This is a genomic window from Pseudomonas duriflava (assembly GCF_007830155.1).
In the GTDB taxonomy this organism is placed as follows: Bacteria; Pseudomonadota; Gammaproteobacteria; order Pseudomonadales; family Pseudomonadaceae; genus Chryseomonas; species Chryseomonas duriflava.
In genome coordinates this window covers 117,650-137,283 of the sequence record NZ_VLKY01000005.1, presented here as the reverse complement: position 1 = coordinate 137,283, position 19,634 = coordinate 117,650, and the positions used below count along the sequence as shown (strand labels likewise).

Annotated in this window: 18 protein-coding genes and 1 riboswitch; of the genes, 11 read left to right on the top strand and 7 right to left on the bottom strand. The window is 54.6% G+C overall.

All coding sequences use genetic code 11. The features are described from left to right. Positions 1-28: 28 nt before the first annotated feature. From IQ22_RS08775 to IQ22_RS08765, 3 genes are all read right to left on the bottom strand, one after another. Positions 29-613 (bottom strand): TMEM165/GDT1 family protein, encoded by a 585-nt coding sequence (locus IQ22_RS08775; protein ID WP_145140795.1) that lies wholly within the window; start codon positions 611-613, stop codon positions 29-31. Positions 614-655: 42 nt separating this feature from the next. Then, positions 656-793, bottom strand: a riboswitch (yybP-ykoY riboswitch). Between the two features lie 54 nt (positions 794-847). Further along, positions 848-1,846 carry a methyltransferase gene (locus IQ22_RS08770; RefSeq protein ID WP_145140793.1) on the bottom strand — a complete coding sequence of 333 codons (999 nt, stop codon included), beginning with the start codon at positions 1,844-1,846 and terminating at the stop codon, positions 848-850. Between the two features lie 29 nt (positions 1,847-1,875). Beyond that, positions 1,876-2,841 carry a 2-hydroxyacid dehydrogenase gene (locus IQ22_RS08765; protein WP_145140791.1) on the bottom strand — a complete coding sequence of 322 codons (966 nt, stop codon included), beginning with the start codon at positions 2,839-2,841 and terminating at the stop codon, positions 1,876-1,878. A gap of 79 nt (positions 2,842-2,920) precedes the next feature. Here IQ22_RS08765 and IQ22_RS08760 point away from each other — a divergent pair, with 79 nt between their 5' ends. Beyond that, entirely contained in the window at positions 2,921-3,505 is a 585-nt protein-coding gene (locus IQ22_RS08760) for an acyl carrier protein phosphodiesterase (protein ID WP_145140788.1), read from the top strand. 209 nt (positions 3,506-3,714) lie between these two features. Here the strand turns inward: IQ22_RS08760 and IQ22_RS08755 are convergent, their stop codons facing one another. Both IQ22_RS08755 and IQ22_RS08750 read right to left on the bottom strand, forming a co-directional pair. After that, a complete protein-coding gene (locus IQ22_RS08755; protein WP_145140786.1) occupies positions 3,715-4,629 on the bottom strand; it encodes an acyltransferase in 915 nt (304 codons plus the stop codon). Positions 4,630-4,697: 68 nt separating this feature from the next. Next, positions 4,698-4,979 (bottom strand): DUF3565 domain-containing protein, encoded by a 282-nt coding sequence (locus IQ22_RS08750; RefSeq protein WP_425298850.1) that lies wholly within the window; start codon positions 4,977-4,979, stop codon positions 4,698-4,700. Between the two features lie 22 nt (positions 4,980-5,001). Here IQ22_RS08750 and IQ22_RS08745 point away from each other — a divergent pair, with 22 nt between their 5' ends. Then, positions 5,002-5,487 carry an FKBP-type peptidyl-prolyl cis-trans isomerase gene (locus IQ22_RS08745; protein WP_145140782.1) on the top strand — a complete coding sequence of 162 codons (486 nt, stop codon included), beginning with the start codon at positions 5,002-5,004 and terminating at the stop codon, positions 5,485-5,487. Between the two features lie 124 nt (positions 5,488-5,611). Next, positions 5,612-6,094, top strand: coding sequence for a glutathione peroxidase (locus IQ22_RS08740; RefSeq protein WP_145140780.1), 483 nt, complete (start codon positions 5,612-5,614; stop codon positions 6,092-6,094). 12 nt (positions 6,095-6,106) lie between these two features. Here IQ22_RS08740 and cysZ read toward each other — a convergent pair whose 3' ends face one another. After that, positions 6,107-6,865, bottom strand: a complete 759-nt coding sequence (cysZ, locus tag IQ22_RS08735; protein WP_145140779.1) for a sulfate transporter CysZ — start codon at positions 6,863-6,865, stop codon at positions 6,107-6,109. Positions 6,866-7,053: 188 nt separating this feature from the next. Here cysZ and IQ22_RS08730 point away from each other — a divergent pair, with 188 nt between their 5' ends. After that, positions 7,054-7,653, top strand: coding sequence for a peroxiredoxin (locus IQ22_RS08730; RefSeq protein WP_145140777.1), 600 nt, complete (start codon positions 7,054-7,056; stop codon positions 7,651-7,653). Positions 7,654-7,830: 177 nt separating this feature from the next. Beyond that, positions 7,831-8,793 (top strand): thioredoxin-disulfide reductase, encoded by a 963-nt coding sequence (gene trxB / locus IQ22_RS08725; protein ID WP_145140776.1) that lies wholly within the window; start codon positions 7,831-7,833, stop codon positions 8,791-8,793. A gap of 99 nt (positions 8,794-8,892) precedes the next feature. On the opposite strand, the gene IQ22_RS08720 is transcribed toward trxB, so the two are convergent. Next, the gene (locus tag IQ22_RS08720) at positions 8,893-10,296 is read right to left on the bottom strand and encodes an adenosylmethionine--8-amino-7-oxononanoate transaminase (protein WP_145140775.1); all 1,404 of its coding nucleotides are present in this window, start codon (positions 10,294-10,296) and stop codon (positions 8,893-8,895) included. A 130-nt stretch (positions 10,297-10,426) separates the two neighbouring features. Between IQ22_RS08720 and IQ22_RS08715 the strand changes: the two genes are divergently transcribed. The 6 genes from IQ22_RS08715 (at position 10,427) to adeC (ending at position 19,607) form a co-directional block, all read left to right on the top strand. Next, positions 10,427-11,971: a flavin monoamine oxidase family protein gene (locus IQ22_RS08715; RefSeq protein ID WP_145140774.1), complete on the top strand. Its 1,545-nt coding sequence runs from the start codon at positions 10,427-10,429 to the stop codon at positions 11,969-11,971. A 200-nt stretch (positions 11,972-12,171) separates the two neighbouring features. Continuing rightward, the gene (locus IQ22_RS08710; RefSeq protein ID WP_145140773.1) at positions 12,172-12,720 is read left to right on the top strand and encodes a cytochrome b; all 549 of its coding nucleotides are present in this window, start codon (positions 12,172-12,174) and stop codon (positions 12,718-12,720) included. Positions 12,721-12,748: 28 nt separating this feature from the next. Then, positions 12,749-13,327 (top strand): YceI family protein, encoded by a 579-nt coding sequence (locus IQ22_RS08705; protein WP_145140772.1) that lies wholly within the window; start codon positions 12,749-12,751, stop codon positions 13,325-13,327. Positions 13,328-13,747: 420 nt separating this feature from the next. Next, on the top strand, positions 13,748-14,962 hold the full coding sequence (locus IQ22_RS08700) for an efflux RND transporter periplasmic adaptor subunit (RefSeq protein ID WP_145140771.1): 1,215 nt from the start codon (positions 13,748-13,750) through the stop codon (positions 14,960-14,962). A gap of 14 nt (positions 14,963-14,976) precedes the next feature. After that, a complete protein-coding gene (locus IQ22_RS08695; RefSeq protein ID WP_145140770.1) occupies positions 14,977-18,114 on the top strand; it encodes an efflux RND transporter permease subunit in 3,138 nt (1,045 codons plus the stop codon). A gap of 5 nt (positions 18,115-18,119) precedes the next feature. After that, positions 18,120-19,607, top strand: coding sequence for an AdeC/AdeK/OprM family multidrug efflux complex outer membrane factor (gene adeC / locus IQ22_RS08690; RefSeq protein ID WP_145140769.1), 1,488 nt, complete (start codon positions 18,120-18,122; stop codon positions 19,605-19,607). Positions 19,608-19,634: the final 27 nt, after the last annotated feature.

The following is a 19,634-nucleotide window of genomic DNA, read 5'->3' as shown; positions in this document are numbered from 1 at the left end:
TTAAACCGGCAGGGCTTTTTTATCGAAGTTATGGCGTGGCGCTCAGCTGGAGGGCATGACCGATAGCAACTAGCGCCAAAATGCCAAACGCGGCGGCCGCTAGACGGCGAATAAGGGCAAGCGGCAAGCGCTCGGCCGCAAAGTTACCGGCAAGAACGACGGGTACGTTGGCGATAAGCATACCCAGCGTTGTACCGATCACTACCAGCAGAAAGTGCGGATACTGGACAGCGAGCATCACGGTAGCGACTTGCGTTTTGTCGCCCATTTCAGCCAGAAAGAAGGCGATTAACGTGGTCAGGAAAGGGCCGTAGCTTTTTTTGAGGCTTGAAGTATCGTCTTCATCGAGCGTGTCCGGAATGAGCGTCCAGAGCGCAACAGCGACAAAAGAGGCGGCCAGAACCCAGCTTAAAGTCGCCTCGCTGAAAAAGCGGCTGACCCAGTTGCCGACTGCACCCGCTGCAAAATGATTGGCAAGTGTAGACGCCAGAATGCCCATGATGATCGGCCAGGGCGCACGGAAGCGGGCAGCCAGGAGCAGGGCGAGTAGTTGCGTTTTGTCACCAATCTCGGCGAGAGCAACAACCAGCGTGGGGACAAACAGGGATTCCATCGGATTTCCAGAAAGGGGCGGTCACATGGACGAATGACATGCAGACCTTCCCGCCCCTGGGAAAAGGCTACACGTCATAGGTCTTGTCAAACCCGAAAGTCGCGTACGCCATGGTCGACGGACCAAGTATGTTGACGAACGCCTGGCACAGGCCAGCGACTACTCCCCTAGGACGGGGCGCATTCTGCCGAAACAATTGATAGGGCGCAATCTAAAGTGGTGCAGGGGCAACGCTTAACTGCGGCGACGGGCTCGATACACCTTAAAACCGTCTCGTTCGGCAAGCGTTTCGCAGGGGCCCAGATACTGCTCGATCAGCGGCGGATATTTCAGGAAGCTGTTAGCGACCAGGCGCAACTCGCCACCGGGCTTTAAATGATGAACAGCCTCTTGCAGCAAGGTTTCGCTAGCCTGGTAATGGGTGTGTACGCCTTGATGAAAAGGGGGATTGCTAATGATAGCCGCCAGATCCCGAGGTGCGGCGGCAATCCCGTCGCCAACTATCAACGTACCCTCTAGCTGGTTTGCTGCAAGAGTCATCTGGCTGCTTTGCACGGCGAAGGCATCCACATCCAGCAGATAAACAGGGTTTTCGGAGTAGCGCTGTTTCAGGGTAGCGCCCACGATACCGGCGCCGCAGCCGAAATCGAGCAAGGGGCCGGTGGGCAGATGATCCAGATGCTCTAGCAATAAGGCCGTTCCCTTGTCCAGCCGCCCATGACTGAAGACGCCAGGTAGGCTGACAACATCCAGCGCGACTTTGTCAGGAAACAAGGTAAACGTTTGCGAGAGCGTTTCCAGCGGGCGGCTTTCGCTTTTAGGCTGGCTTACTCGCCAGAGCTGGCAATGGCGGGCGCTATCCAGTTTGACAGGGGTGCCAAAGGCCTGAAGTTGTTTGGCGGCGCGCTCGATGCCGCCACGCTTCTCACCCACCAGGTAAAGCGTGCCATGAGCAAGACGGCTTGCCAGTGCCATAAGCAGATAATCAGCTAACTCCTTCGACTTAGGCAGGAACAGTACTGCATTGTCATAATCCCCTGCAGGAGGAGTTGTGCCAAAATAAACCCGGCCGGCAAAGCGTCGATCCAGATAGGCATGGTGTCCGGCGTGCCAGCTCCAGCCCCACGCCTCTGGTGAGTGCACCAGAAGCTCGTCGGCAGGCAGGCCGGCCAGTAGGGTACGGCCCGCTAGGCAGTCGGGTTGGCGGAGCAGGACTTCGCTGCGTGGGTCCATGGGAGCGCCTCGCTCAAAAAGCGCGCAGCTTAACAGACGATCCGCTTGGGTGCGCCTGCCAGAAAGCTTTCTACGTTTTCTGCCAGCTGGCTAATAATACGCTGGCGCGCCTCTCGGCTTCCCCAGGCACTATGAGGGGTAATAATGAGACGTGGAATATCCTCCGCCAGCAGGGGATTGCCATGGCGAGGAGGCTCCTCGGTTAATACATCTGTGGCTGCACCAGCGAGATGGCCACGGCGTAGGCAGTCGGCCAGAGCGTGCTCATTGACGATCCCGCCACGCGCTGTATTGATCAAGAAGGCTGTAGGCTTCATAGCCGCCAGTTGAGGCGCATTAATCAGATTGCGTGTGCTATCGGTCAGAGGACAGTGCAGGGTCAGCGCATCGACTTGAGGTAGTAAATCCTCTAGCGGCAGATAACCTTCACGGGCAGGACGCCCGGGGAGTTGGCCGAGCAGGACACGCATGCCAAAGGCCTCTGCCAACCGAGCCACGGCACTGCCAAGCTCGCCATGCCCAAGTAAACCCAGCGTCTTTCCGGCAAGTTCCGTAATAGGATGATCCAGCAGGCAGAACTGACGGGCCTGTTGCCATCGGCCCGCACGTACATCGGTTATATAGTCAGGCAGTCGCGTCGCCAAGGCTAGCAGGAGCATCAGGGTATGTTGCGCAACCGACGGGGTGCCGTAGCCCTGGCAGTTGCACACCGTCACGCCATGCGCACGAGCTGCCTCAAGATCGACATTGTTAGTACCGGTTGCGCTGACCAAGACCAATTTTAGTGAGGGACAAGCTGCAAAGCACGCTGCATCCAGCCGCACCTTGTTCACCAGAGCTACTTCCACCTGCTGAAGCCGCGTGATGACCTCGTCCGGAGCTGTAGCTGGATAGCACTCCAGCGAGCCGAATATCGCATGCAAGGGCGTAGGGTCCAGATCTCCCAAGTCTAATGAGGCATAGTCCAGAAAAGCAGCCCGTGGAGCAGCGTTCATGAGCGATCCTTATAGTGATAAGCAGGGAATGGTCAGCCTAGCAGAGCACGCCGTCATCGTGTGAGGTAAGCTGGTAGGCATGAATTATCTTGCGCATCTTCATCTTGGGGGCTCAGGCCGTGACCAGCTGCTGGGCAGTCTGTACGGCGACTTCGTTAAAGGGCCTTTGGACAACCAGTGGTCACCGGGCATCGAAGCAGCTATTCGGCTACATCGACGGATTGATGCCTTTACTGACAGGCATTGGCTGGTTGATCAGGCTCGGGCGCGTTTTCCTGCCCCGCGTCGGCGGGTCAGTGGCATTTTACTCGACGTGTTTTTCGATCATTGCCTGGCGCGGCACTGGGCCGATTATGCCGAACAGCCGCTTGGGGATTTTACGGCGGAGGTGTATCGCGTGCTCCTGACGGAGCCGGAGCTACCCCCGCGCTTGGCGCGTATCGCACCGCATATGGCGACACAGGACTGGTTGGGCAGTTATCAGACATTTGACGTACTAGAACGCGTTATCGACGGCATGGCAAGCCGGTTCTCCCGGCCTGCGCTAATGACAGGCGCTTTCACTGAACTGGCTGAGCGCTATGACGTACTGGAAGCTGATTTTCGAGCGTTTTATCCGGAAGTACAGGCCTTCGTGCAACACGAGCTCTCTACGACAAGCTGATTGGCGTCTTCGCCTTACCCTAGAGCCGGACATCCACCGTTTCTCTGGGAAATGATGCCTGCATAAACGAGTTGAGAGGATTGGCTTGACGCACTGGGCTCGTTTCTAACGTGGCTGATGGCTACTCATCTAGCCATCAGTCATAGCGTTTCAAGGTTGAGCCGAGCATTCTGTCCGGCTGCAAGCAAGCGGTCCAGCCGTGGCAGAGCTCAGGCGTAGTGCTTGGAAGGATAGTCTTGATGCAGACGCTTGAGTAAATCGTCCTTTGCCTGCCATATATCATTAACCCAGGCTTGGAAATCGGCCCGATAATCAGGGTCCTGGTCATAACTCTTGCCTTTGAAGCGGGTCGGTATGGGAATTTCTTCTACCCGTACGACAATAGCGCTGATCTGGCCTGAAAGCAGATCCCAGCAGCTTGGTGTACCGTTGGGATAATGAATGGTAATGTTAACAAGCGTGTTCAGTTGTTCGCCCATGGCGTCGAGAGCAAAGGCGATCCCGCCAGCCCGTGGGTTTAGCAGATAGCGGTACGGCGCCCTTTGAGCATCATGCTTGGCCTGGGTGAAGCGTGTGCCTTCGAGAAAATTGAAGATGCCTACAGGTTGATGGCGAAAGCGGGCGCAAGAACGGCGTGTGGTTTCCAGGTCTTTGCCACGTTTCTCCGGGTGCCGGGCCAGATAAGCCTTTGAATAGCGCTTCATGAATGGAAAATCCAGCGCCCACCAGCATAGCCCTATCACCGGTACCCAAATGAGCTCTTGCTTGAGAAAGAACTTCAAGGGGCGAATATGCCGGTTGAGCAAGTACTGTAAGGCAAAGATATCAACCCAGCTCTGATGATTGCTGGTAACAAGGTACGAGTGTTTGTAATCGAGCGAAGCTAAACCGCGAACGTCCCAGTGAATACGGCCAACCAGGCGAATCCAGAAATGATTGCCGCTGATCCAGGCTTCGTGAATGGCATTCATCAGGCGACTGGTCAGGCGCTGCACATAGGGAACAGGCAGGCACAGCTTGATTAGCGTGACGAGGAACAGGGGCCAGCACCAGACCAGGGTATTGAGCGCCAACAGCAGGCCTCCGACAAGGCCACGGACTACACTGGGTAAAACATGCAGCATCTAACGGTTCCGACAACACAAGGGGGCGCATCATAAAACAATGCTAAGGTCGGAAACATGGTTCCCGTTCAAGATAACGTGTGTTCGGAGAGCATATGGGCGCGGTTGCGGTTGCACCAGCCGCAGGGAAATGATTTGCCGATCTGTACAGCACGTTGGGCCGGATCAAGTACCCAGGCACGCTGTTGCCAGGGTGGGTCATGGCGTAGGTGCTGGCTATGGCCGCAACTCAGTTGGACAGTCCAATGGTGCTGTGCATCCTGGATGAATCCGACGACTACACTGGTCTGCCGGACAGGCTGCGGGTCGCAATCGGGCGCATTGACGCGTACACTTGATATTTCATTCATTTTAATTTCGAAGGTTTCCACCATGCAGATTGCGGCCAAGAAAGCGGTCTCCATCGACTATACCCTGACCAACGACGCCGGTGAGGTTATCGACAGTTCCGCTGGCGGCGCCCCGCTGGTATACCTGCACGGCGCAGGCAACATCATTCCGGGCCTCGAGCGTTCGCTCGAGGGCAAGCAGGCTGGTGATGAGCTCAACGTTTCCGTCGAGCCGGAAGAAGCTTATGGCGAGTACAGCCCTGAACTAGTCGCTACGCTGAACCGCGAAATGTTCGAAGGCGTGGACGAACTGGAAGTTGGTATGCAATTCCATGCTTCCGGCCCGGATGGCGGTATGCAGATTGTGACCGTACGCGACATCGACGGCAATGACGTGACCGTTGATGGCAACCACCCTCTGGCTGGTCAGCGCCTGAACTTCAAGGTCAAGGTCGTTAACGTGCGCGATGCGTCCGACGAAGAAGTTGCCCATGGCCACGTACACGGCGAAGGTGGTCACCAGCACTAATCCGCGCGGATTTTTCAGACGCGGGTGGAACGAACGCGTCGTTGAATGTCCAAGCCAAAGCGTCCGGTAGGAACCTTTCTGCCGGGCGCTTTTTTACGCCTAGAGCATTCACAAGGAGTACAGCATGGGTGCGTTTCACGCTCTCACTTTGCGCGGGATCGATGGACAGGAACTTCCTCTCGCGTCCTACAAGGGTAAGGTCGTGTTGGTGGTCAATGTGGCGTCCAAGTGTGGACTCACACCCCAGTATGCCGGCCTAGAAGCACTGTACCAGGCCTATCGTGATCAAGGCTTGGTGATTCTGGGGATTCCCTGCAATCAGTTTGCCGGTCAGGAGCCGGGCAGCGAGGAAGAAATTCAGCACTTTTGCAGCTTGAACTATGGTGTTAGCTTTCCGCTGTCCAGCAAGCTCGACGTGAACGGACCGAGCCGGCATACGCTGTATCGTCAGTTGGCAGGCGAGGGCGCCGAATTTCCCGGGGATATCACGTGGAACTTTGAAAAGTTTCTCGTCGGCCCTGACGGCCGGGTTCTGGCGCGCTTCAGCCCCCGTACTGCGCCGGACGATCCGGTCCTGATTCAGGCCATCGAAAAAGCTCTGGCCTGAATCAGGTGTTTCTCAGCGAGGCGCGCGCGCGGAAGGCAGGGCCTGAGTACCGCCTTCCCGTATCCAGAACAAGGTCGCGCCTGCTACAGCAGCAGGCATGAATACCACATTCAACAGTGGCACCAGCAACGCCAAGTAAGTGATGCCGCCAAATCCAAGACTTCTCAGCCTTTTGCGACGTAACCATTCAAGCATTTCGATAAAGCCCAGCTTGTGGTTATCCGCCGGGTAATCCAGGTACTGTACCGCCATCATCCAAACCCCGAACAGCAGCCAGAGCGGCGCGGCAATCAGATTCAGTCCCGGAATAAAAGACAAGACCAGCAGGCCGAGCGCTCGAGGCAGGTAATAACGCAGCTTGCGAAATTCACGAGCCATGGTTCGCGGGATCATGGCGACTAGCTCTCCTACGCTGAATGGAGGGAAATCATCGGTTCCACGTACTACGACCTCCACCTTTTCTGATAAGAAGCCATTGAACGGTGCAGCAATGATGTTGGCCACCAGGGTAAAGGTGAAATACACCATGACCAGGACCAGTAGCACAAACAGAGGCCAGAGCAGGTATTCTAAGAAGCTCAACCAGTGCGGTAAGACGGGCATCAGGTGATTCACCCAACCTTCGAACTTACGCAGGGCAAATGCGATCGTGGCAATAAACAGTGTCAGATTGATTAGAAGCGGCAGAAGAACGAAGCGCCGCAAACCAGGCCGTAAGATCAGCTTCAGGCCCTCTCCAAAATACAAGGGGCCAGACAACGGTGTAGCCATGAGAGCTCCAGAAGTGATGAAAGAGGGATGGTAAATAGATCTATATCAGCTCGGGAAAAATTGTGCTTATTGAGCCTTTATTTAAAGGATTCGCATAGGCTATACCTATGATTTGGATTGAAAGTCGCCATTTTATCTAATCAAGCTGGCGGCGTACGCTGCTAATTCATTGAGGCGAGGAGAGGTTAATGAGCGTTCTGGTAAACAGACAGGCCCCGAATTTTACAGCTCCTGCTGTGTTGGGCGATGGCTCCATTATCGACAATTTTCAATTGTCGAGCCTGCGGGGCCAGTATGTAGTCTTGTTTTTCTGGCCGCTGGATTTCACCTTTGTTTGCCCCTCGGAAATCATCGCCCATAACAATCGCATGACTACATTTCGCCAGTTGGGCGTACAGGTGGTCGGGGTATCCATTGATTCCACCGTTACCCATTACGCCTGGCGCAACACGCCGGTCGAAAAAGGAGGCATCGGTCCAATCGAGTTTCCCATGGTTGCTGACGTCAAGCATGACATCATTCGGGCCTATGGTATCGAGCATGCTGATGGTGTGGCGCTGCGCGCCTCCTTCCTGATCGATAAAAATGGCGTGGTCCAGCATCAGGTGGTAAACAATCTTTCGCTGGGGCGTGAGGTTGATGAAATGGTACGTATGGTCGAGGCTTTACAATTCATCGAGGCGGGAGGAGAAGTCTGCCCGGCCGGTTGGCGCAAAGGCGATAAAGGCATGCGGGCCGACGCGGAGGGTGTGGCTGCTTACCTGGCCGAAAATGCGCATAATCTGTAATCATGTAATGGCCGGCGACAAGTGAGTAGCCGGTTTTCAGGCCCTGTGTCTGGAACTGAGCGCGGGGTTACCCGCACGATTCCCGGGCTGTCACGCTTATAAGCCTTCCCCTGGTGTTGTGACAGCCCTTTTTCTTGGTAAGGATGCCGGCAATTCAATTGCGGCATGGAGACAATCATGTCTGAAGTTCGTCACGCCCGAGTGCTCATTCTCGGCTCCGGCCCGGCCGGATATACGGCGGCAGTCTATGCTGCCCGCGCTAACTTGAAGCCCTTGTTGATTACCGGTATGCAGATGGGCGGTCAGTTGACCACGACAACCGAGGTCGATAACTGGCCTGGAGACCCCCATGACCTGACCGGCCCGGCGCTGATGGAGCGGATGCGCGAACACGCCCAGCGCTTCGAAACGGAGATCGTCTTTGATCATATCAATGCCGTGGACCTGGCCAGCAAGCCATATACCTTGAAGGGCGACAGTGCAACTTATACGTGCGACGCGCTGATTATTGCCACTGGCGCCAGTGCCCGTTACCTCGGGTTGCCAAGCGAAGAAAATTTCATGGGCAAGGGCGTTTCCGCCTGCGCTACCTGTGACGGTTTCTTCTACCGCAATCGCGAAGTCGCTGTAGTTGGTGGCGGTAACACGGCAGTTGAGGAAGCGCTTTACCTGGCAAACATTGCCAGCAAGGTAACCCTGATCCATCGTCGCGAGACGTTCCGTGCAGAGAAAATTCTGCAGGACAAACTGAAGGCACGTGTGGCTGAAGGCAAAATCGAGCTTAAGCTCAATGCTGCGGTCGATGAAGTGCTGGGCGATGATATGGGTGTGACCGGCGTGCGTTTACGCAAGAACGATGGTGGTACCGAGGAGATCCAGGTAGCGGGTTTGTTCGTAGCGATCGGTCATACGCCAAATTCATCGCTGTTCGAAGGGCAGCTTGAATTGAAGGATGGCTATATCGTGGTCAAGGGTGGTCGTGAGGCCAACGCGACGGCTACGAATGTGGAAGGCGTATTTGCGGCAGGCGACATTGCCGACCATACTTACCGTCAGGCTATTACCTCGGCCGGTGCCGGTTGTATGGCGGCACTGGATGCAGAGCGTTATCTAGACGGTCTGGGTGAAAGTCTCTGGTAGACCTTGATAGGTCGTCAGGATTGAATAAAAAGAAACCCCGCTTCGGCGGGGCTTCTTTTTATTGGGGTGAAAAGGCTTGGAGCGTATTACGCTCAACTTTTAGCCCGGATCGCGAAAGTCTGGATGGTGTGAGCTCACCGCCACGCTGACCTGATCACGAGTCGCCAGATCAATCCCTTCGCTCGCCACTTCAGCCAAAAAATCGATCTCTTCCGGTGTGATGATATAGGGCGGAAGGAAATAGACTACGTTGCCTAAGGGGCGGAGCAGGGCACCGCGCGACAGGCCATGCTGGAAGACCTTGAGTCCGCGGCGCTCCTGCCAGGGATAGGGCGTCTTGCCTGCTTTGTCTTGAACCATCTCGATGGCCAGCGCCATGCCGGTCTGGCGTACTTCCGCGACGTGCGGATGATCGACCAGATGCTGTGTGGCCTGTTGCATGCGTGTCGCCAGTGCGCGGTTAGCCTCAATCACATTGTCTTTGGCAAAAATGTCCAGCGTGGCGAGCGCGGCGGCACAGGCCAAGGGGTTGCCTGTATAGCTGTGCGAGTGCAGGAAGGCGCGTAGGGTGTCGTACTCGTCATAAAACGCCTGGTAGACCTTGTTGGTTGTCAGGCAGGCCGCTAACGGCAGGTAACCTCCCGTCAGGGCCTTGGATAGACACAGGAAGTCCGGTCGGATTCCGGCCTGCTCGCAGGCGAACATTGTGCCGGTCCGGCCGAATCCTACGGCGATTTCGTCGTGGATCAAGTGTACACCGTAGCGGTCGCACGCTTCACGCAGCAGCTTTAGATAAACCGGGTGATACATCCGCATGCCGCCAGCGCCTTGAATCAACGGTTCGACGATAACGGCGGCTACTTCCTGATGATGCTCGGCCAGCGCCTGTTCCATATGCTGGAAGAGCGTACGCGAATGGGTTTCCCAATCCACGCCATCAGGACGTAAATAGCAGTCTGGGCTAGGGACTTTAATGGTATCCAGCAGTAGCGATTTGTAAGTCTCGGTGAACAAGGCCACATCACCCACCGACATTGCCGCCACCGTTTCGCCGTGATAGCTATTCGTCAGGGTGATAAAGCGTTTCTTTTCCGGGTGACCGCAGTTGAGCCAGTAGTGATAGCTCATTTTTAGGGCGACTTCGATACAGGACGAACCGTTGTCGGCATAAAACACGCGATCCAGCCCGGCCGGGGTCAGCTGCACCAGTCGTTCGGACAGTTCAATGACCGGCTGATGGCTGAAGCCAGCCAGAATGACATGCTCCAACTGGTCGACCTGATCCTTGATACGCTGGTTGATCCGAGGATTCGCATGGCCAAACACGTTGACCCACCAGGAGCTGACGGCGTCCAGGTAGCGATTGCCGTCGAAGTCTTCCAGCCACACGCCACGCCCGGATTTGATCGGGATGACTGGCAGGTGCTCGTGGTCTTTCATTTGGGTGCAGGGATGCCACAGCACGTTAAGGTCGCGCTGCATCCACTGGGCATTGAGGCTCATGGTAGGCCCTCCAGATTCGATTGCGTGGCAAGCCTATGCCAATGCTCCGAATGGTAGCAAGGCGTGTCTAGTGGACGCCGCTTCGCTCGCGTATGCTGCGCACCGCCGTTGGGGCTGAGGAGTCTGGATGATGTCGGTACGTTTAGCGCGCGTTGGAGCGCTTGCAGTGTGTGGGATGTTCAGCGTTACCACGCTGGGTGCGGGTAAAACAGAAAAGCCGGTCGAGAAGGCCGTAGAAAAACCTGCTCAGGGAAATCAGCGGTCAGCCATTGTTATTGGCGCTGGCATGGCCGGTTTAGCCTCGGCCTATGAATTGCAAAAAGCGGGATGGCAGGTCACCTTGCTGGAGGCTAAGTCTTCCGCCGGTGGACGATCGGCATTGGCAACCAGCGAGTGGATTGGTAACGGCAAGGCGCAGCCGGCTTTAAACAATTATCTCGATACCTTCAAGATCAAGACCATTGATGCACCGAGCTTTGTGCGCGAACCGGGTTATCTGATTGAGGGTAACTATTATTCGGTCGACGATCTGGCTAAGAAAATGCCGGATGTAAGCGCTGCGCTCAAGCGGGTCGAGACGGCGCTGGACGCGTTGGCGGCTTCCATTGACGATCCTCTCAAGCCGTTGGCTTCTAAAAGTCTGTTTGCGTTGGATCAGATGAACGTGGCGATTTGGCTGGACAAGCAGAATTTGCCACCGCTAGCCCGTAAGCTGATCAATCAGCGTATTCGCTCGCGCTATGACGAGCCGTCCCGTCTGTCGTTGCTCTATCTGGCGCAACAGATGAGGGTCTACCGTAATGTAAGCGATGCAGACCTGCGGACAGCGCGCCTGCCAGGCGGTAGCAATGTTCTGGCGAAGGCTTTTATCAAAGAGATCAAAACGGTCAAGACCAACGCAAAAGTGTCCGGCATTGTTCAGGACAAGGATGGCGTGACAGTTAAGGTTGGCCCTACGGGCTACCACGCTGACTATGTTGTGTTGGCTGTACCGTTGCGTGCGTTGGGCAACATTCAGTTGACTCCTGAGCTGAGCGATGCCCGGAAAGCTGCCATCAAAGGTACCAACTATGGATGGCGCGACCAGATTCTCTTGAAGTTCAAGACGCCCGTGTGGGACAGCAAGGCGCGGCTTTCTGGAGAGATCTTTAGTGATCAGGGCCTGGGCATGCTTTGGATCGAACCGGCCGTAAAAGGTGGGGCGAATGTATTGATCAACCTGTCGGGTGACAATGCACGCGTCATGCAAGCCTTTAGCGATCGCCAGTTGGTCGATCAGGTATTGATCCGCTTCAATACTTTTTATCCCAAGGCGCGTGGTGCGTTTTCCGGCTATGAGGTACGTCGCTACAGTACCGATCCTGGTGTAGGTGGTTCCTACCTAGCCTATGGGCCTGGGCAAGTCAGCCGCTTCTGGCGCGTGTGGGAGCAACCTCAAGGGCGCATCGTCTTTGCTGGTGAGCATACTGATGCCTTGTACCCCGGTACGCTTGAGGGAGCATTGGCCAGTGGGCAGCGGGCGGCTAGACAAATTACTGACTTGGCTGCTGGCAAAGTAGTGAGCGTGCCGGATAAGCAGGCAGAAAGTAAGAAACCAGAGGCCATTCCAACGCTAGTCAACGCTAATGGTGAAAAAAAGGGCTTCTTTTCCCGCCTGTTGTTCTGGCGCAACTGATTTACTGATTGTTTCAGCCGCCTACGTTTGAGTAGGCGGTTTCTCTCTCTTCATGCCACCTCCTGCAAGCATTTACCAGCCATCTTCTTGGTAGCCTCTTTTTTCATCGAATATTTGGATTAATTCTAACGAGTTTTTCCGCTTTCATTCGATACGTTTACAGTTAGGCTTGCCGCAAGCAAAAAGTAAGGGTGGTACCCATGGGATGGCGTAACGAAAAGAACCGTTATGGTTTGGTTAGCGTCGTGACACACTGGATCATGGCTATAGCTATCGTCGCCTTGTTCTGGCTGGGCTTATGGATGCGAGAGTTGGATTATTACAGTCCGTGGTATCACCGTGCGCCCGAATTGCACAAGGGAATCGGCATTTTGCTGTTGATTACCTTGATATTGCGTATCGTCTGGCGTTTTGTCAGTGCTCCACCGCCTGTCGAAGGCAGTGTTCTAACGCGACGGGTTGCCAAGGTTGGTCATTTTGTTCTGTATGCGCTCATGCTGGGCGTAATGATAGCGGGATATCTTATTTCCACAGCCGAAGGACAGCCCATCAGTGTCTTCGGCTGGTTTGAGGTTCCGGCAACGCTGTACGGATGGCGGGATCAAGCTGATCAGGCGGGCGTTGTACATCTATGGCTTGCCTGGACTCTAATCATACTCAGTGCGCTGCACATGCTGGCTGCGCTCAAGCATCACTTTATCGATCGCGACACTACGTTATTGAAAATGTTGGGTCGTGCGCGAACGTAACCCTCACGTTAAACAGGAGAGAAAGGCAATGCTGAAGAAAACATTCGCGGCACTAGCACTGGGCGGTGCCCTGTTATCTGCTGGCCACGCCATGGCTGCGGACTATAAGATTGACAAGGAAGGCCAGCATGCCTTCATTCAATTCCGTATCCAGCACCTGGGTTATAGCTGGCTGTATGGTACGTTCAACGACTTTGACGGCCGCTTCACGTATGACGAGAAGAACCCTGCCGCTGACAAGGTTAGCGTCACAATTAAAACCGATAGCGTTGATACCAATCACGCTGAGCGTGACAAACATCTGCGCAGTGCGGATTTCCTGAATGTATCGGCGCATCCGACTGCTACGTTCGAGTCCACCAAAATCACTTCGACGGGTGACAAGACAGCCGATATCGAAGGTAACCTGACCTTGAATGGCGTAACCAAACCTGTAGTCATCAAGGCTACGCTAATGGGGCAGGGTAAGGATCCATGGGGCGGTTATCGTGCCGGTTTTGAAGGTACGACCAAGCTTAAGCTCAAGGACTTTAACATTCAGCGCGATTTAGGCCCTGCCTCTCAGGAGGTCGAACTCATGCTGTCGGTGGAAGGTGTACGCCAGTAAGCAATGATGATCTGAAAAAAAGCGCAGCTTCGGCTGCGTTTTTTTTGAGCTTAATAAATGCAGCCTAAACGAGGCCATGACTTATGCGCGTAAATTCATACTTATTCCATATTGTTAACGTCTTATATGAGTAAATCCTTCCCTGGCTTGATTTCGATGCAGTTCAGGAGGAAACGAGACCGGCCAGCCATTGTCTGCCTTAAGCTGCCTATGTAGGCAGTAACAGTGAGTGCTGTGTTGTTAAGAAGTAACGTTGTGGTGAGGAAGGTTCGGAATATAAACAAGGTAGCTAAAGCTGTTTACAAACAAACATGTATGTAAGTATATTGGCGAATTCAATTTATCTGCCAGAAATAATGCGGTCGCGAAGCGTCGCGTTGCCTAGCTCTTATTCGTTTGGTTTTGTTCAAGGACTCCGATATGCACATCAAGTCGGCGCATGCTCATGTCGTCTCTGCTCTATTAGTGGCGACCCTGACGCTTATCGGCTGCGGTAAGCAGGAAGAACAGCAGGGTCAAGCCCAACAGCAACCACAGACTATCGAGGTGGGGGTTGTTACGATCAAGGAGCAGCCTGTAACACTTACGACCGAGTTACCAGGACGTACTACGGCCTTCCGGGTCGCGGAGGTACGGCCGCAGGTGAGCGGCATTTTGTTGAAGCGCTTATTTAAGGAAGGTTCGGAAGTCAAGGCTGGGCAGCAGCTCTATCAGATTGACCCGCGTACCTACGAAGCCAGCGTTAACGCAGCCAAGGCCACCTTGGCCCAGGCTCAGTCTACCCTAGCGTCCAACCGCTTGAAGGCGCAGCGCTATGCGGCCTTGGTCAAGGACGAGGCGATCAGCCAGCAGGAAGCCGACGATGCCCAGGCCACGCTCAAGCAGAACGAGGCCCAGGTCGAAATGGCCAGGGCGGATCTGCGTAATGCCGAAATTAATCTAGCCTATACCAAGGTTACTGCACCGATTTCTGGCCGGATCAGCCGTTCGATTGTTACCGAAGGCGCGCTTGTAAGCGCGGGCCAGACGACAGCACTGGCAACAATCAACCAGCTCGATCCTATCTATGTGGACGTAACTCAATCCAGCGCCGAAATGCTGCGCTTGCGACGTGAACTCGACAGTGGGCTGATCAAGCGAGTGGCCGAGGATACTGCGCAGGTCAAACTGATGCTTGAGGATGGCAGCGAATACCAATACCCGGGAAAATTGCAGTTTGCTGAAGTATCGGTCGATCAAGGCACCGGCTCCGTTACGATTCGTGCCGAATTCCCCAATCCCGAGCGGTTACTTTTGCCGGGTATGTTCGTGCGCGCCCAGCTGCAGGAAGGTGTACGTCAAACCGGTATTCTGGCTCCTCAGCAAGGCGTCTCGCATGACATTAAAGGGAACGCTGTGGCCATGGTGGTCAATCAGGACAATAAGGTTGAGCTGCGTGTCCTCAAAACCGAACGCACCGTTGGCAGCAACTGGCTTATCAGTGACGGCCTCAAGGAGGGTGATCGCATGATTACCGAAGGACTGCAAAGAATTCGTCCAGGGGTCGAGGTGACAACCAAGCCGGCTACCAATGTGAGCCCTGATAATCCCGGGACGGCTGCACAGCAAGGTAATTCTGCTGGCGATCGTCAATAAGGGAGCCGTTTTAAATGTCACGATTTTTCATTGATCGGCCCATTTTTGCTTGGGTACTTGCCCTGGTGATTATGCTCGCAGGTGGCTTGGCTATTCTCAACCTGCCTATTAACCAATATCCAAATATTGCTGCGCCAGCTGTTTCGATTCAGGTGTCTTATCCAGGAGCATCTGCACAAACGGTGCAGGATACTGTTGTTCAGGTTATTGAACAGCAGATGAATGGGATTGATAACCTGCGCTATATATCGTCCGATTCCAACTCGGACGGCAGCATGAGCATTATTGTGACCTTTAACCAGGGTACAGATCCGGATATCGCCCAGGTTCAAGTACAGAACAAACTGCAGCTAGCCACTCCACTCCTGCCGCAGGAAGTGCAGCAGCAAGGGCTACGAGTGGCCAAGTATCAGCGTAACTTCATGCTGGTAGTGGGCCTGGTAGCTACGGATGGCACGTTGACCCGTGAAGATCTCTCCAACTACATCGTCTCTAACATGCGTGACCCAATCGCACGGACTAGTGGGGTAGGTGACTTCCAGGTTTTCGGCTCTCAATATGCCATGCGAATCTGGCTTGATCCGTCCAAGCTGGTTAAGTATCAGTTGACGCCTGTCGATGTGACTAATGCCATCGAGGCCCAGAACGTTCAGCTGGCCTCGGGCTCCTTGGGCGGCTTGCCCGCTGTCAAAGGGCAGCAGCTTACCGCAACGATTATTGGCCGTACCCGTCTGGAGACACCGGAACAGTTCGGCGATATCTTCTTAAAAGTCAATCAAGATGGCTCGCAGGTACGTCTTCGTGATGTTGCGCGAATCGAACTAGGTGGTGAAAGTTATTCAATCGATGCTCAGTTCAACGGGAGGCCTGCCTCTGGTATGGCGTTGCGACTGGCAACCGGTGCTAACCTGCTAGATACTACTAAAGCTGTACGCGAGACCATTGACCAGCTAAAGCCCTTTATGCCTGCCGGCATGGAAGTGGTTTATCCGTACGATACCAGTCCGGTCGTTAGTGCCTCCATCCATGAAGTGGTAAAAACACTGGGTGAGGCGATTCTGCTCGTATTCCTTGTGATGTATCTGTTCCTACAGAACTTCCGAGCCACGATCATTCCTACCATTGCCGTTCCGGTCGTGCTCCTGGGAACATTTGGCATCCTGCTGGCAGCCGGTTTTACCATCAATATTCTGACTATGTTCGGGATGGTGTTGGCGATCGGTCTGCTGGTGGATGACGCCATCGTTGTAGTGGAAAACGTCGAGCGGGTAATGGCCGAGGAGGGGCTTAGTCCCAAGGAAGCGACTCGCAAGTCCATGGATCAGATTCAAGGAGCTCTGGTCGGTATTGCTTTGGTACTGTCAGCGGTATTCGTACCAATGGCCTTCTTTGGCGGCTCTACTGGAGTTATTTACCGCCAATTCTCGATTACCATTGTATCGGCGATGGCCTTGTCGGTGCTGGTAGCCTTGATTCTGACGCCAGCCTTGTGTGCAACGATTCTCAAGCCGGTTAGCAAAGATCACCATCAAAAGCGTGGCTTCTTCGGGTGGTTCAATCGTAAGTTCGACAGTGGCGTGAATCGCTACGAGCGTAGCGTTGCAGTAGTGATCCGCCATAAGGTTCCGTTCCTACTGCTCTATCTTGTGATTGTGGTGGGAATGGTGTTCATGTTTACACGCATTCCTGCTTCCTTCCTGCCTGATGAGGACCAAGGCGTTATCTTCGTGCAGGTCACCACGCCCTCGGGATCCTCAGCGGAGCGTACGCAAGCAGCACTAGATAGCATGCGTGAAATGATCATGAGCAATGAAAGCTCGGCTGTTAGCTCAATGTTTACTGTCAATGGCTTCAGCTTTGCCGGTCGCGGGCAGAGTTCGGGTCTAGCATTCGTTCAACTTAAGCCCTGGGGTGAGCGACCAGATGCCAAAGATCGCGCCAGTGCTGTAGCTGGGCGGGCAATGGGCTATTTGTCCCAGATTAAAGACGCCATGATCTTTGCGATCGTTCCTCCAGCTGTATTGGAGTTAGGTAACGCGACAGGCTTCGATTTTTATCTGCAAGACAACTCGGGCCTTGGCCATGAGCGTTTAATGGAGGCACGTAACCAGCTGTTGGGTATGGCTGCTCAGAATCCAAAGCTGGTTCAAACCCGCCCTAACGGACTGAATGACGAGGCGCAGTACAAGCTGATTATCGATGATGAAAAGGCACGTGCTCTAGGTCTTTCTCAAAGTGATATCAACCAGACCTTGTCAGTCGCTTGGGCTTCCAGCTATGTGAATGACTTTATTGATCGTGGCCGGGTTAAGCGTGTCTACGTGCAGGGTGAAGCCGATGCCCGCATGAATCCTGAGGATTTCGGCAAGTGGTATGTGCGAAACAGTCAGGGTGAAATGGTTCCGGTTTCGGCCTTTGCTACAGGTGAATGGGTTTATGGCTCTCCCAAGCTGGAACGTTACAACGGTGTTTCGGCTGTGGAAATCCAGGGTTCCCCAGCGCCGGGCTATAGTACTGGCGATGCCATGACCGAAATCGAGAACATGGCCCGGCAGTTGCCGCAAGGCTTTAGTGTTGCCTGGACAGGTATCTCTTATGAGGAGCGCTTGTCGGGCTCGCAAGCGCCTGCGCTTTATGCCCTGTCGCTGATTGTGGTTTTCCTTTGTCTTGCAGCGCTATACGAAAGCTGGTCGATTCCGATCGCCGTCATTCTCGTCGTGCCGCTGGGCGTTATCGGTGCGCTACTGGCTACCTACTTCCGCGGCTTGTCTAACGATGTGTTCTTCCAGGTAGGCTTGTTGACTACGGTTGGCCTGTCAGCAAAGAACGCCATTCTGATCGTGGAATTCGCCAAGGAGCTGCATGAAGGCGGCAAGAACATTGTCGAGGCAGCGGTAGAGGCGGCACGGATGCGTCTGCGCCCGATCATCATGACCTCGCTGGCCTTTATGCTTGGGGTTTTACCCCTAGTGATTTCCAATGGTGCCAGCTCGGGCAGTCAACATGCCGTTGGTACCGGTGTACTGGGCGGCATGTTGAGCGCCACTGTACTAGCAATCTTCTGGATTCCGATGTTCTACGTCGTGGTCAGCAGCCTGTTCAAGGATGCCAAGACCCGCGAGCAGGAATCGGGTACCGGAAAAGGACATTGAGCATCATGAAGAAGTCGCTTATTTCCCTTGGTATCGGTGCCGCGTTGCTCTCAGGCTGTTCGCTAATACCCGATTACGAGCGGCCTGCCGCTCCAATCGAGAATACCTGGCCGCAAGGCAAAGCCTATGAGGGCAACCCCAGCACCACCTCGTCGAAACTCACGGCCGACATCGGCTGGCGAGAGTTCTATAACGACCGACGCCTGCAGCAACTGATCCAGATTGCGCTTGAAAACAACCGTGATCTGCGGCAGGCAGCGCTTAATGTGCAGTTGTATCAAGCGCAGTACCGTATCCAGCGGGCTGATCTGTTTCCACAGATCGGCGTAAACGGTAACGGTACGCGATCGCGCACACCGGCCGATATGAGTACTATGTCGGCGATTCAGCAAATCCTGACGGGGCAGAGCTCTTCGAGTGGCTCTATTGGGAGTCAGTACACAGTTACGCTTGGAGTCACCTCTTACGAGCTTGACCTGTTTGGGCGTTTGAGGAGCTTGAGTGAGCAGGCGTTGCAGTCTTACTTCGCGACGGCCGAGGCGCAGCGCAGCACGCAAATCACCTTGATCTCGGAGGTGGCCAATGCCTATTTCACATGGCTGACCGATCAGCACATGCTGCAGCTGACACGCGATACCCTGCAGGCCTATCAGCGCTCTTATGACCTGACTCGAAGCCTGCTGGAGCACGGCGCAGGCAGTGGCCTGGATTTGCGTCAGGCGCGGACCGCGCTGGAAGGGGCACGTGCCAATCTGGCGCAATATACCCGTCAGGAAGCGCAGGACCGCAATGCTCTAACTCTGCTGTTGGGAGCTCCCTTGCCTAGCGACCTGGCAAAGGATAAGGATCTGAACGATTCGGATCTGCTCGCACCGCTGCCGGCAGGCTTACCATCCAACTTGCTGCAACGCCGTCCGGATATTCTCCAGGCCGAACTCAATCTCAAGGCTGCCAATGCGAATATTGGTGCGGCCCGCGCTGCATTCTTTCCAAGCATCAGCCTGACAGCACAGGGTGGTACGGGAAGCAGTGAATTGTCAGGATTGTTCGAGCCTCACTCAGGCTACTGGACCTTTGCGCCGAGCATCAATATTCCGATCTTTACCGCAGGCAGTCTCAAAGCCAGCCTGGATGCCGCTAAGATCCAGAAGGATATCAATGTGGCAGCTTATGAAGGTACTATCCAGACGGCTTTCCGTGAGGTATCTGATGCTCTAGCCGCACAGGGTACGTATGACGATCAGTTACAGGCCCAGCGTGATCTGGTAAAGGCTAGCCAGGAATACTATGACCTGGCTGACAAGCGTTATCGCCAAGGCATCGATGACTATCTGACGGTGCTCGACGCACAGCGTTCGTTGTACACAGCTCAGGAGCAGTTGCTGACGGACCGGCTTAATCAACTGGTTAGTACTGTAACGTTGTACAAGGCCCTTGGAGGCGGATGGCTCGAAACGACTGAGTTAACGCCAGTTAACCAACCTAAACAGTAAAGCTATCAGGTCATGAAAAAGCCGACT